The organism is Sporolactobacillus pectinivorans, from assembly GCF_002802965.1.
GTDB lineage: Bacteria > Bacillota > Bacilli > Bacillales > Sporolactobacillaceae > Sporolactobacillus > Sporolactobacillus pectinivorans.
The window spans coordinates 2,220,318-2,233,844 of record NZ_NXGA01000001.1; the positions used below are offsets into that span (position 1 = coordinate 2,220,318).

Annotated in this window: 14 protein-coding genes and 1 riboswitch; of the genes, 5 read left to right on the plus strand and 9 right to left on the minus strand. The window is 45.9% G+C overall.

All coding sequences use genetic code 11. The annotated features are described in order from the left end of the window. Positions 1-99 precede the first annotated feature (99 nt). Entirely contained in the window at positions 100-1,695 is a 1,596-nt protein-coding gene (gene mbcS, locus COP04_RS10640) for an acyl-CoA synthetase MbcS (RefSeq protein WP_100488002.1), read from the plus strand. Positions 1,696-1,761: 66 nt separating this feature from the next. On the opposite strand, the gene COP04_RS10645 is transcribed toward mbcS, so the two are convergent. Genes COP04_RS10645 through COP04_RS10655 form a run of 3 tightly spaced genes read right to left on the minus strand, consistent with a single transcriptional unit; the run spans position 1,762 to position 4,601 of the window. Continuing rightward, positions 1,762-2,565: an energy-coupling factor transporter transmembrane component T family protein gene (locus tag COP04_RS10645; RefSeq protein ID WP_100488003.1), complete on the minus strand. Its 804-nt coding sequence runs from the start codon at positions 2,563-2,565 to the stop codon at positions 1,762-1,764. Then, positions 2,507-4,015: an ABC transporter ATP-binding protein gene (locus COP04_RS10650; RefSeq protein WP_100488004.1), complete on the minus strand. Its 1,509-nt coding sequence runs from the start codon at positions 4,013-4,015 to the stop codon at positions 2,507-2,509. The genes COP04_RS10645 and COP04_RS10650 overlap by 59 nt, the downstream gene beginning before the upstream one ends. Continuing rightward, the gene (locus tag COP04_RS10655) at positions 3,999-4,601 is read right to left on the minus strand and encodes an ECF transporter S component (RefSeq protein WP_100489635.1); all 603 of its coding nucleotides are present in this window, start codon (positions 4,599-4,601) and stop codon (positions 3,999-4,001) included. The genes COP04_RS10650 and COP04_RS10655 overlap by 17 nt, the downstream gene beginning before the upstream one ends. A 104-nt stretch (positions 4,602-4,705) precedes the next feature. Next, positions 4,706-4,804, minus strand: a riboswitch (TPP riboswitch). Positions 4,805-4,975: 171 nt separating this feature from the next. Here COP04_RS10655 and COP04_RS10660 point away from each other — a divergent pair. Further along, positions 4,976-5,581 (plus strand): hypothetical protein, encoded by a 606-nt coding sequence (locus COP04_RS10660; protein ID WP_100488005.1) that lies wholly within the window; start codon positions 4,976-4,978, stop codon positions 5,579-5,581. A 101-nt stretch (positions 5,582-5,682) separates the two neighbouring features. Further along, positions 5,683-5,886 carry a hypothetical protein gene (locus tag COP04_RS10665; RefSeq protein ID WP_100488006.1) on the plus strand — a complete coding sequence of 68 codons (204 nt, stop codon included), beginning with the start codon at positions 5,683-5,685 and terminating at the stop codon, positions 5,884-5,886. Here COP04_RS10665 and COP04_RS10670 read toward each other — a convergent pair whose 3' ends face one another. Beyond that, the gene (locus COP04_RS10670) at positions 5,887-6,282 is read right to left on the minus strand and encodes a YppE family protein (protein ID WP_100488007.1); all 396 of its coding nucleotides are present in this window, start codon (positions 6,280-6,282) and stop codon (positions 5,887-5,889) included. 94 nt (positions 6,283-6,376) lie between these two features. Beyond that, a complete protein-coding gene (locus COP04_RS10675; protein WP_100488008.1) occupies positions 6,377-6,670 on the minus strand; it encodes a hypothetical protein in 294 nt (97 codons plus the stop codon). Between the two features lie 252 nt (positions 6,671-6,922). On the opposite strand from COP04_RS10675, the gene recU reads away from it, so the two are divergent. Then, positions 6,923-7,528, plus strand: coding sequence for a Holliday junction resolvase RecU (gene recU, locus COP04_RS10680; protein ID WP_100488009.1), 606 nt, complete (start codon positions 6,923-6,925; stop codon positions 7,526-7,528). Positions 7,529-7,612: 84 nt separating this feature from the next. Then, positions 7,613-10,045 carry a transglycosylase domain-containing protein gene (locus tag COP04_RS10685; protein ID WP_100488010.1) on the plus strand — a complete coding sequence of 811 codons (2,433 nt, stop codon included), beginning with the start codon at positions 7,613-7,615 and terminating at the stop codon, positions 10,043-10,045. Between the two features lie 106 nt (positions 10,046-10,151). On the opposite strand, the gene COP04_RS10690 is transcribed toward COP04_RS10685, so the two are convergent. The 4 genes from COP04_RS10690 to asnS all read right to left on the minus strand — a co-directional run bounded on the left by COP04_RS10690 (position 10,152) and on the right by asnS (position 13,504). Then, positions 10,152-10,670, minus strand: coding sequence for a YpoC family protein (locus tag COP04_RS10690; RefSeq protein ID WP_100488011.1), 519 nt, complete (start codon positions 10,668-10,670; stop codon positions 10,152-10,154). Beyond that, a complete protein-coding gene (gene nth / locus COP04_RS10695) occupies positions 10,660-11,325 on the minus strand; it encodes an endonuclease III (RefSeq protein WP_100489636.1) in 666 nt (221 codons plus the stop codon). The genes COP04_RS10690 and nth overlap by 11 nt, the downstream gene beginning before the upstream one ends. 15 nt (positions 11,326-11,340) lie before the next feature. Further along, a complete protein-coding gene (locus tag COP04_RS10700) occupies positions 11,341-12,039 on the minus strand; it encodes a DnaD domain-containing protein (protein WP_100488012.1) in 699 nt (232 codons plus the stop codon). Between the two features lie 172 nt (positions 12,040-12,211). Further along, on the minus strand, positions 12,212-13,504 hold the full coding sequence (asnS, locus tag COP04_RS10705; RefSeq protein ID WP_100488013.1) for an asparagine--tRNA ligase: 1,293 nt from the start codon (positions 13,502-13,504) through the stop codon (positions 12,212-12,214). Between the last annotated feature and the right edge of the window lie 23 nt (positions 13,505-13,527).

Here is a 13,527-nt window from a genome sequence, read left to right on the forward strand (position 1 = left end):
GGTATTAATATGTAGTTATATAAAACAACGCTCTTTCAATCCTTGGTACTATTCATTGATTGTTTGCACAATTAACAGAAAAGCAGAGGTGTCCATTTAATGGAACTTAAAGATTTGATCGCTCCGGACTCTTACAATCTGACTAGTGAAATTGATCGCTTTGACTCAGATAAAATTGCGCTTCGCTGGGAAAATGAGGATGGAGAAAAAAAGACTGTTACCTATCATGAATTGATTCAGAGAGGAAAACGGTTTGCGAACGTGCTGACCAGCTTAGGAATCAAAAAGGGTGACAGGATCATGACGATTGTGCCCCGGATCATTGATGCGTATGTGATTTATCTTGGCGCACTGAGAGCGGGCATCGCTGTTATTCCAGGATCGGAAATGCTCAGATCCGCAGATATTGCTTTGCGCATTAATCAGGGAGAGGCAAAAGCAATTGTTGCTTTTCACGAATACAGCGGCCAGGTTGACGAGATCAAGGAAGAGACGCCGTCACTGAAATACAAACTATCAGTAGCCGGAGAAACTGCGGGATGGTTGTCGATGGATCAATTGATTGGAGAGGCTTCTGCTGATTTTACAACCGTTGAAACGAGCAAAGATGACATGGCTTTTCTGACTTATACTTCAGGGACCTCAGGCACTCCTAAAGGCGTCGTACACAGCCATGCCTGGGCCTACGCCCATCTGAGAATTGCAGCGCCTCGCTGGTTGGACATTCGCGATGGTGATACATTCTGGGCAACTGCCGGCCCGGGCTGGCAGAAATGGATCTGGAGTCCGTTCCTTTCAGTTCTGGGCAAGGGCGTTACCGGATTTGTATACAACGGGCGGTTTAATCCTGAGAAGCAGCTGCAGCTGCTTCAGGATTATAAAGTCAACGTCCTCTGCTGCACGCCGACCGAATACAGACTGATGGCAAAAGTTGACGGGCTTGAAAAATATGATCTATCCCATCTGCGCAACGCCTGCTCCGCCGGAGAAGCATTGAACCGGGAAGTGATCGACGTCTTTAAGAAAACATTTGATATTCAGCTTAAAGACGGCTATGGACAGACGGAAAGCACGCTGCTGATTGGCACCATGGTCGGTGATAAAATCTGTTATGGATCAATGGGTAAACCTATTTTGGATCCTTTTATCACGATTATCGATGAAGACGGCAATCCCGTTCCTGATGACGTGATCGGTAACATCGCCGTCCGCCGTGATTTTCCGGCGCTGTTCCGTAGTTATTATCATCAGCCGGATCGTTATCAGGCAGCTGTTCGCGGCAACTACTTCCTTACCGGGGATCGTGCTTCGAGAGACAAAGACAACTATTTCTGGTTCCACGGCAGACGCGATGATGTGATCATCAGCTCCGGGTATACCATCGGACCGGTAGAAGTGGAAGACGCATTGCTCAAGAATGAAGCAGTCAAGGATTGTGCGGTTGTCGGGAAACCGCATGCCATCCGTGGCAATATTGTCAAAGCATTTGTCATACTCAAAGACGGTTATACCGGCGGTCCGGAACTGATTAAAGCATTGCAGGCATTCGTTAAAAGTGAAACGGCGCCTTATAAGTATCCGAGAGAGATCGAATTTGTCACGGATCTTCCAAAAACCATCTCAGGTAAAATCAAACGGTCTGCTCTGCGTGATCTTGAAGTTCGCCGTGCCCGTGAAAATGGACTGACCGTTTGATTGTTCTGTTTAATGACAATAAATGTGGCACAAAAAAGCATTTCCCCTTTTGGAGAAACGCTTTTTTTAATAGCTGTCAAAAACATTTGAGAAGGGTGTCAGCGGGAACCACTTGGATAGAATGAAACTGGCAGCCACTGCTGCAAGCAGGATCAGAACAAAAGCAGCATCAGAGCGACTCCAGCCGATCTGATAATAATAGGTTCGGTCATCTGTCAGTGCAAAACGTTTTGCCTCCATGGCAACGGCCGTTCTCTGGGCGCGGCGGATTGATTGGACAAGCATTCCGAGTGTGTAGCGCATAAAACGGTTATAAATGGCTTTTATCCCCTTTTTCCGCATCAGGCCGCGTACTTTCATTGCCTGGCGGATGTGGAAAAATTCTTCAGCCATTAAGGGCAACATCCGGAAAGCAGCAAGGCAGCCATAGGCATAACGGACCGGAACTCTAAGTTGCTGCATCAGTGAGTAGAAAAAAGGTACCGGTTGCGTCGTTGAAGCGAATAACATACCGACCAGACTGAAAACAAATGTCCTCAGCCCGAGCAGGATGCCGCGCGCCAAACTCTCCTCTGTCACCCTGACCAGAAACCACTGAAAAAGGACATGTGTCCCTTTTCCATATAAAATCATCGCCGAAGCACTGAGAAAGGAGACAATAAACGTGATGAACAAAAACCAGAAAGAAATTTTCCCGGAGCTCCCTCCGGCGTATAGGTAAAGCATTAAAAAAACTGCTGTTGCCCAGATTATCGTATTCAGATTATGAACAAATAAATAAACGATAAACAAAAGCGCAAAACATAAAAATTTAAGTGTTGGATTGACTTTGAAAAACAGTCGGTCTGTCTTCGTCCACAATGCGTCCATTCGGATCCCCCTCCCTGCCCGGATCAGGATCTGTCACGAGTGAATCACCGATCAGCCTGCCTTGTTTAACCGTTAAAACGCGAGTCGCAAAGTGCCGGACAATCTCCATTTCATGGGTCACCATGATCACTGTAGTGCCCTCATCAACGAGCTGCTGTAACACGTCGAGGAGTGCAAAAGTATTTCGCGCGTCCTGGCCAAATGTCGGTTCATCGAGAATGACGGCTTCAGGACGGTCGATCAGCGACGACGCAACACTGAGCCGCCGTTTCTGCCCGACCGATAACTGAAAGGGATGGCGCGCGCGCTGTTCGTTCAGTGAATATCTGTCAAGTGTCTCATTCACGCATCTATCGATGACGTTCCTGTCGGATTTTTTCAGTTTAAGACTGAAAGCCAGTTCATCATCGACCCGGTCGGTTACAAACTGGTACTCCGGGTTCTGGAAAACGAAAGCGACATCTTCTTCTTGGTGTTTGAGATGCCAGTGAATAGCCCCCTTGCGGTGGATCAGATTCATCAAACCCTCGACCATGGTACTTTTTCCCGCGCCGTTTTCTCCAATAATGGCAATCCATTCGCCCCGGAAGATCTTCAGACGGGACACCGAAAATTTGAGTTCCCTGCTGCGGAGCACAGAAAAATTTTTAAGGTCCAGAAGCGGCTTTTCATACGTTTTTTTCTTGAGATTTCCTAATCGGCTTTTTTCATAGCCGGCCCAGGCGCCTGGATGCCAGATGCCATACTGATCCAGCTCCCGGCTGTGTTCTTTGAGAAGTTCTGATTTGGGTCCGTCAGCAATAATCTTTCCGTGCGCATCAAATAAAACAATCCGATCAACGAAATCGAGGATCCGGCTGATTTTATGTTCAACAATAACCAATGTTCGTTCAGAACCAATGTTACGTACGGTCTGCCACAATTGCATGGTTCCCTCAGGATCAAGCAGCGCCGTCGGTTCATCAAGAAAGAGCACTTCGGGTTCCAGCGCGAGCACGCTGGCAATCGCGAGTCGCTGTTTCATCCCACCTGAAAGCGAGTTAATCGGCCGGTGCGGATCTACAAAATCCAGTCCGGTCATGTTCAGATACCGGTGAATCAGCTCAGGCATTTTTGAGGGATCGATTTTCCTGTTTTCCAGCACAAAAGCGATTTCTTCATCTACGTAGGGCATACAGAACTGAGTATCAGGATCCTGAAAGATAAAACCCCAGTCTTCAGGAATAGACAGGGATTCCGCCCTCATCGGCAGCTGGACGCTTTTGGGAATCAGTCCGGAAAGTACCTGAAGCAGTGTTGATTTTCCACACCCGGACGGGCCGAGAAAGAGAACCTTCTCCCCCTTATGGTAGTGAAAACTAAGATCTTTGAAAAACATGTCCTGCTTTTTTGGAAAAGCAAGGCGTAATTTCGAAACGCCCCATTCCTGAATCCTACTTGTTGAGGACATCGTAATCTTCCTTTGTAACAGGGCGGACGAGCTGGGTCACTCCCGTTTTCTCCAATGCTTTGACCAAAACAAATGGAAGCACGCCGGCAAAGATCAGTGCACCGATGAATCGAAAAATGATATTCAGAGTCAGATTCCATCCTGCAAGATAGTTCATGGCACCTAAGGGGATATCCAAAATAAGCGATCCGGCGGAAGCGGCCAATCCGGATAACATGGCTGGAGACAGTGTAAAACGGCGGTACATGAAAACAGCAAAGATCAGTTCAGAAAATGCCCCCTGAATCAATCCGTAATAGAGATTGATGATTCCTCCGCTGCCGCCAAAAAGCACCTCTGCCAGTGCAGCAGCTGTTTCCGCCAGAAATGCGATACCTGGTTTTCTGATCAGCAGCGCCGCAAACGGTCCAGCGATAAACCATAATCCGTAAATCAGAGCATCGAGCTGCACGCCAAACGACTGGAGCAGATCGTAAACCGGCCCCATCAATCTGAAAATCAGTCCAAAAACCAAAGATGCAACAATGGTGACCAGGATATCGGTCAGATTCAATACGTTGTGTTTACTCCATTTCAAATGAATCACCCTCTGTTCGTTTGTGTCCACCAGTCCGCACAAAAACTGGTCAGGGGAAAAGCACACAAATAAACCGCTTCCTCGCGTAACACAAGAAAGCGGCTGACTGTATGCTCATTCAAGCACCACTTCCCTACGCTGGTATTATCCAGATCAGGTCCAAGGGTCAGGGCTGAAGCCCCTCTCAGCAAAATGCGCCCCTAGTGGACAAATTCAATATTTAATTGCACATTCTCAATTTACTACATGTTCACCTTTTGTTCAAGAATAACTTCTTCTTTTTGCCAAGCTGCAAAGATTCAAACTTAGGAAGATTCACGGATAGTTTTTGTCCCATGGTTTATCCTAAGCTTTAACAGGTTTCAATATGAGGGAGATATGTAATGCAACATTTGACTACTCGATTCATCCTTATGGGTATCCTGATTTTTTTCTTTTTTACCTATGTGTACACGGATGTTGTGTACACGGAACCGGTGAATGCACAGCTTCCCCTTCCCCGCCAGATCATCAAAACATCTCACCAGAAAGATAGCGCGGCATTAACCCGCACTTCCGATCTCATTGTTTATGCATCTATCGGTCCCCACAGCGACAGATGGCCGGTAAATAGGAGAATTTCTGCTCATCAAACACTTTTCAACGCCCGGCAGCAGATTCAAATAAAACGGGTGCTGAAGGGAAGTCTCCCGCCATCTGTTTATTTGCTGACAACGGGGGTCGATCCGCTTCCACGGCCAGGGGATCCATTGAACAGTCTCTATACCGGACCTCTGGCGGACGGTGAATTTTTGCTCTTTCTTAAATCCTATAATGTAAGACCTTATTATACACTTAATGGCGGTTTCAGTGCCGTTTATCCGATTATAAATGGGAAAACAGTGGTTCTGGAAGATGAAGGTTTTGGCGATTTTGGAGGAAAAACGGTAACTGAAATAGCAGATTTACTGCGGCAGCTGGTTCAAGCCCTTTCTTTTTGCCTGAAATAAATAAGTGTTTCGGCAGCACAAAAGCCTGTCTCTCTTTTTTGGCATAAATAAGTGAGACAGGCCATATTATTTTGATAGAAAGATCACAGGAGGAACATCACATGGAAAAACAAATCGCAGCATCTTTAAAAAGAAAACAAGTTACCCTTTCTGAACGAATCAGAAAATTTGCCGGAAAAATGGAGCATCTTTCACCTGAAGCGTGTTTCGAAATGCTGACCATCATCATGTACCGTTTGATTCTGTTTCTCGGTATTCCTTATTTTATTTATGTGCTTTTTTCGTTCATCAGAATGACCAGCTGATTAATGGGACAGGCCCTCTTCAAGGATGTCCGTGTCCAACTGATCAAGGACATTATCGAGCACATAGTCAATCGCTTTGATTGTTTCGATGAATCGTCGTCTCCGGGTATCCTTTTGAAAAGCGGTGACGATCACAATCGACAGATTTTCACACGTGTCTTTAATCAGAACAGGAAAGACGTATTTGGGTTTCCGGTTTTCGACCCAGTCCTCCACAAGCGGTTGCCATTGATCAATGATCGCCTGGTAGCGATCGGCAAAGGGTTTTACATCCTGTTGAAAGTCCGCATCATAGTCTCCCGCAAGTGTATGGTTCATGAATTGATCATAAGCTTCTTTATTTCCGCTTTTCAATTTTTCAGTCAGTTTTTTCAACCTGACGGATTGACTATCCATTATCGTTCACTCCAAACATACAAATTTCATCTTCCTGCTTCAGTGTAGCATGGAGCCTGTGTGAACGGCCATTTTACATCAAATCGGGAGAACTTCAGGAAGAAGCTACAGCTTTTTTCTTCTGCAGGGAGAGCACACGTACTTCGCCCAGACGATCAGGAATACTGGGCCTTTGTGTTTTAAAAAAGCCAATCTCCTGGTCGAGATTCACAAGTTTTTTTGCTGAGTGTAATATAGGAAGTCTAAAAGCGGAGCAGTGAAAATCGATCAGGTCCTCAATTCTGCGCGTCACTTTATTCTCAAGTTGGTCCGTTTCAAGAATCAGAAAGTCGATCTTATTATTGATTTCCTTAATCGAGAGACCTCTGGCATCAACTAAATGCTGCATCGTCTATCCCTTCCTCTCATTAGCTTTGACTAATTATTCTGCTCTCATTACCGGATCCCCTTTATGTATGACAAAAGCAGTGCCGGGAAGACAAAACTAGTTTTTAAGGGACAAATTTCTATCAATCCATAGGATATTGATCTGAAATTGTGTCTCCGGTGCCGCTTAATTGTGAATTTTTCCCCGTTGACCTTTGATTTTGGTATACTGGGTTATAGCAATTGCTTATCCGATGAAAGGAGTATTGGGAATGTGACACTCTTTTATCCGAATGGACAGCCTTATAGAGAGACAGAAATCCGGAAAGAAGCCCTTTCGCAATCGGCTGTTGATTATAGCCATCGCGGAATGTCTCTGGAAGAAGACCTCAACGTGACGAATCTTTATTATATTAAGACGGATCAGGCGGTCATCTACAAGAAGCCGACGCCTGTCCAGATTGTGCATGTGGACTATCCAAAGCGCAGCGCGGCCAAAATTACGGAAGCATATTTCAGAAAAGCTTCGACAACGGATTATAATGGAGTCTATAGAGGAAAATATATTGATTTTGAGGCGAAAGAGACGACTCATGAGAATTACATTCCTCTGAAAAATTTTCATGGCCATCAAATCGAACACATGGAACGGATCCAGCGCCATGGTGGCATAGGCTTTATTATTGTTAAATTTACGAAGTCTGACGAAATCTTCCTGTTGGACGCCTCCTTCCTGTCTGGTTGCTGGTCTTTATCCATGCAAAGTGGTGGAAGAAAATCCATTCCGAAAAAGCTGTTTCAGGAAAAAGGGCATCTGATTTCCCAGAAATACTTGCCGCGAATTGATTATCTTCGCGTCATAAATGATGTATACTTTTAAACTAGTCATAATTCACGGCTGGATACGAATAATTTGACGTTGTAAACCATGGACTGGTTTTTTCAGAAAGGTAGGATTTTTAGCATGGTCGAATATCATTCTAGAATGGAAAAGCGCCGGGCAGCCGAGCTTGAGAATCAAAATGGCAATGGCGGCGCTCATGCAAAAAAGAAGTCTTCTGGAGGGGGCAGAAAAAAAAGAGGCTGGTTTAAACGTATTTTGATTATTTTCTTCCTGATCATTCTCTTTTTAATCCTTGCCGGCACGGTGACAGTTTTTGCTATTATCAGAAACGCTCCCTCACTGAATGAAAATGCACTTCGCAATCCGGTATCTTCAGTAATATACGATGAAAATAATCATCTGGCGACTTCTGTAGATACAGGTCAGCACAGGACATATACGAGTATTGATCAAATCCCAATGATCGTTCAAGACGCTTATATATCGACTGAAGACGTCCGTTTTTATCAGACGTTTGGTATTGACCCGTACCGAATTCTGGGAGCCACTGTCGCCCAGTTTACAAGGGGTTTCAAATCAGAAGGCGGAAGCACGATTGACCAGCAGGTCGTCCGCAATGCTATGCTGACCCAGAACAAAACATTTACAAGGAAAATTCAGGAAATGTATCTGGCCATTCAACTGGACAAGAAATATACGAAGAAACAAATTCTTGAAATGTACTTGAATTCAATCTATCTTGGCAGCGGACCAACTTATGGTGTGGCTGCTGCTTCAGAGAAATTTTTTGGAACAAGTATACAAAATGTCACCTTGCCAGAAGCGGCTATGCTGGCAGCAATGACACGAAATCCCGGCTATTACGACCCAATTCTCCATCCCGTCCAGGCAAAGCAGCGCCGCGACTTGGTTCTTGATCTCATGGTTCAGAATAAAGCGATCACACCTGCACAGGCCGCACAGGCAAAGGCTGTAACGATGCAACAGATGACCAAGAACCACAAGACGCTCCCGGTAAGTAATCGAAAGTACGCGGCTTTTGTTGATTATGTTCGGCGTGCCATCCTTAATGATAAAAGTCTGGGCATCACTGAAAATGAATTTGATTCCGGTGGATTAAAAATTTATACAACTCTTGATCCGGCTATTCAGCAGCAGACGCAAAACATTCTGGACAATAAGAACAATTTTCCCAATGTGCAGAAAAATTTTGAAGCCGGCGTTTCAGTCATTGACACACAAACCGGAGCGATCCGGGCATTGGGCGGCGGCCGGAACTATTTTTACAGTGATTTTAACTGGGCGGACAGCGCTTCACGAAGTATTGGCTCAACTGCTAAACCAATCATCGACTACGGCCCGGCTATTGAATATTTAAAATGGCCAACCGATTATACTGTTGATGACCAAAAAGGGACAACATATACTAACGGTCCGGCTGTTAATGACTGGGACGGGAGATTCATGGGGAAAATGACCATGAGAAAAGCTCTGTATTTGTCCCGAAATGTCCCGGCTGTAAAAACTCTTCAGACAATCGATCAGCAGACCGGTTCAACTCAGGACGTTACTACATTTGCCGGGCTGCTTGGTTTCCACTGGCCCGCTACCGGCCCCAATGCTTTTAACGAAACTTACGCCATTGGCTCATTCGGCTCGTCGCCGCTTCAAATGTCCGGTGCATTTGCGGCTTTTGGAAACAATGGCGTTTATAATCAGCCGTATGCCATCAGAAAAATCGTTAAGCCTGACGGCGAAGTGATTAACTTTAATCGCCCGTCTCACATTGCCATGCATGATTATACGGCTTATATGATCACAAACATGCTCGAAGATGTCATGACCAAGGGAACCGGGATTAAAGCCGATATACCGGGTGTGGCTCTGGCAGGAAAGACAGGGACAGAGAATATTCAGACGCAGTACGCTCAGCAGTACAACATTCCTCAATACGATGTCGATCATGGCGCTATGGATGAATGGATGGTCGGGTACACGAGCAGGCTGACTGCTGCAGTCTGGACAGGATATGGCAATGTTGCGGCAAATCCTAAAAATAACAGTAATTATGGGACCTACCTGGGACCCAATGAGCTTGGCTATGCGCAATCTATTTTTAAATCCATCATGAGTGGATTTATGCCTGGTGCTCCTGAATTTATCAGGCCGAATTCGGTTGTCAGTCTCGGCGGCGGGGAATTAGGTGTGAGCGGTTCAACAGTCACCAATCATTTCTCGAATACTCAGAGTTCAAGTTCATCGAGCAGTTCATCAAGTTCGTCCAGCAGTTCTTCAAGCTCTTCGAGTAGCTCATCGTCCAGCAGTTCATCGGTGGCTCCGCCCGCCAGCAGCAGCTCGAGTTCATCATCATTTGTACCGCCGGCAAGCTCGTCTGGCACATCAAGCTCCAGTGTTCCTGCTACGTCAAGTTCGTCGTCCAGCAGCGGCGGATCGTCATCTCCGGGTGCGACGGGCGCATCATCAGTGAATAAGTCGTCTAAAAAATCTTCTTCTGGTGGCGGGACGTCAACAACAAATTCGACGAATCATTAAATGGCTTCTGGTCGACGACACTAATCATTTGACACAGTATTTGTTTTGATGGCGAATAAAAATAAAAAAACCTGCTCTATCTGATTTGGATGGAGCAGGCTTTTTTTCATCGTTTAATTTTTTTATACACAGACAGTTTTTTACCGAGTTCTTCCTGAAGTTTGTCCAGCTGGATGAAGGAAAGATAACGATCCGGCTGATCATGGATGTATTTGAGACGTTCCCCGAGATTTAGAGGCGCATAAGGCATTACCAGCAGCTCCGGGACCAGAATATCCGGTGAAAGCGTGTGGACCGGTCTGTCCGATGCCCAGAACATCTGATCAATAAATGAGGACAGAGCGTATATCATCGGTTTACGTGCTTCGTCCGGCCGGCGTCTGTGGAAAGTCTCTTTTATACGGGGACGCATCTTATCCCATAACTTTCTAAAATGCGGGGTTCCGGTCTGCCATGGCCAGGGTGAGCCCGAAGAAAACCCAGCAGCATACAGTATATCGTAGAAAAAAGGAATGTTCTCTTCGGTTGGCGAATGGTCGATAAAAGAAATAACAGCCTGTTTCTCAAAATAGGGCAAGAAACAAAAAGGTTCGGGAATTTTCAGGCGGGTGGCTTTATTTTCCAACTGCGACACCTTCACCTTTCATTCTTTTTTTCCCTTCCCGGCACAGGTAGAGCAGAGGACATTCCGGACAGTTAGGATGCTGCGCTTTGCAATGATAACGTCCAAAAAAAATCAGCTGGTGATGTGTTTGCGACCACTTGTCCCTCGGCACGCGCTTCGTTAACGTCTTTTCCACTTCGAGGACACTGTCTTTCCAGCGGCAGATACCGAGCCGTTTGGTCACGCGCTCAACGTGGGTATCGACAGCAAGAGCAGGTTCCCCGAAAGCCACTGAAGCGATAACATTTGCTGTCTTCCGGCCGATTCCCGGAAGTTTGATCAGTTCGTCACGGGTTTCGGGAAGTCTTCCGCCGTAATCATCGATCAGGCACTGGCACATCTGGCGGATATGTTTTGCCTTATTACGGTAAAGCCCAATGGAACGGATATCATCCTGAAGTTCTTTTTCCGGAACGGCCAGATAATCTTCCGGTTCGTGATATTTTTCAAATAATTCCGGTGTGATCCGATTGACCAGAGCATCGGTGCATTGAGCAGAAAGCATCACAGCAATTGCCAGCTCAAAAGGATTTCTGTGATTCAGTTCACAATGGGCGTTCGGAAACATTTCAGCCATTGTACTCATAATCGTATCAATTTGTTTCTGGTTCAGAATGATAGACAACTCCTCTCAGTCTTTGTCCAGCCAATCATATGCAGGCTTTTTCGGTGCAGGATCCTGATCATTTGAGCGGGCTGTGCGTGACGACGGCTGGCGACGGCGTATTTTGTCTCCATGCTCTTTGGCCTGTTCAAGGGTCTTAATTCCATTTTTCTTCCATTCAAACAATATCCGGTCAATATATCTGAAATTAAGCTTACCGGAGACAACCGCTTCACGAAGCGCGGCTTTAACGAGAGCCGGTGAATTCCGGTCTTCATCTGTCCACATAGCAAGTGTTTCACATTCGATCGGTGAGAGCGGCCTTCCGAATTCATTTTCAAACAAAGTGTACAGTGCATCTTCATTCTCCTGCTGCACTGATGACGCTTCACTTCTATAGGCAAATCGCAGCAACTTTTCCCACAAAGGCTGAAGCGAGTATGATTCAGAATAAATATCGTGATCGGTTTTCTGAACGATTGAGAGAAAACCGTGCTGAACCAGGCTGCGCAGCATATCCGCACATGATGTTTCGTCCAATGTCATTCTGTTTGCAAGAGTATCAAATGTCGGGAAATGATCTCCTTTAATTATAAAAGAGTGAACTTCAATAAGCAGCATGCATTCTTGTTCGTTCAGACCAATCGAGTGATAATGTTCAATGAGCAGCGATGGGATGTTTACGTTACCGTCAATCATCAGTTTCATAATAAATTTAGTATCCATGAGTTGACACCTCTCCACCATTATAGCATGACTGCGTAAAAATTAAGGCCTGGGAAAACCCATTGAAAAAGCGCTCAGGAATCCGGTGAATAGTACACAAAAAGCCGGGGATCACCCGGCTCAATTTTGATAGAGATGAACATGCTCCTGAACAAAAAAAGCAGAAATAGGATCACGGATAGATACGGTTCAGCAGTCTCGGGAACGGGATTGCTTCGCGTATGTGATCCAATCCGCAAATCCAGGCAATGGCTCTTTCAAGTCCCAGACCGAAGCCTGAATGAGGAACCGAACCGTACTGCCGGAGTTCCAAATACCATTGATACGACGGATCTGTCAGATGGTATTGTTCATAACGTTTCTTCATCAAATCCAGGTCGTCAATTCTCTGACTCCCGCCAATAATTTCCCCGTATCCTTCCGGAGCAAGCAAGTCGGCGCAAAGTACAACTTCTTCCCTTCCGGGTACAGGTTTCATATAGAAAGCTTTGGCTTTCGCCGGATATTCTGTCACAAATACGGGAACATCAAAATGCTCGGCAATCGCAGTTTCGTGGGGAGCACCAAAGTCATCGCCCCACTCAATGTCATCGAACCCTTTCTCCTTGAGAAAATCGACGGCCTGATCATAGCTGATTCGCGGAAAAGGAGCCTTGATTTTTTCAAGTTTTGATGTGTCCCTGCCGATGGCTTTCAGTTCAGTCTGGCAATTTTTCAGCACGCGCTGAACCAGGTAGGCTATATAGTTTTCCTGAACTTTCAGGTTCTCTTCATGATCGCAGAAAGCCATTTCCGGTTCGATCATCCAGAACTCAATCAAATGGCGCCTTGTTTTCGATTTTTCCGCACGGAAAGCGGGGCCGAATGAAAAAACTTTGCCGAAAGCCATGGCAGCCGCTTCCATGTAGAGCTGCCCGCTTTGGGATAGATAGGCGTCCCGGTCAAAATATTTTGTATGGAACAGATCGGTCGAGCCTTCTGCCGAACTTCCTGTCAGAATTGGCGGATCCACTTTGATAAACCCATGTTCATTGAAAAAATCATAGGTCGCTTTGATCACCTCATTACGGATTCGGAGAATGGCATGCTGACGACTGGATCTGAGCCACAGATGGCGGTGGTCCATTAAAAATTCGACACCATGTTCTTTCGGCGTAATTGGGTAATCAAGAGCAATCTGTATGGTTTCCACTGAAGAAACGGTCAGCTCATAGCCTGAAGGCGCGCGTTTATCCTCCCTGACCGTTCCGGTAATGTAAAGGGAACTCTCTTGTGTCAGCTCCTTGGCTTCCTCCCAGTCTTTCTCGCTTACTTCGTTCTTCAGAACAACGCCTTGAATGAACCCTGTCCCGTCGCGGAGTTCCAGAAACTGAATCTTACCGCTGGAACGTTTATTCGCCAGCCAGGCACCGATCGTCACTTCTCCTCCGACATGTTTGCTCACTTCTGAAATTGTTGCTTTCATTCTTCAATGACCCCCTGCTTAAA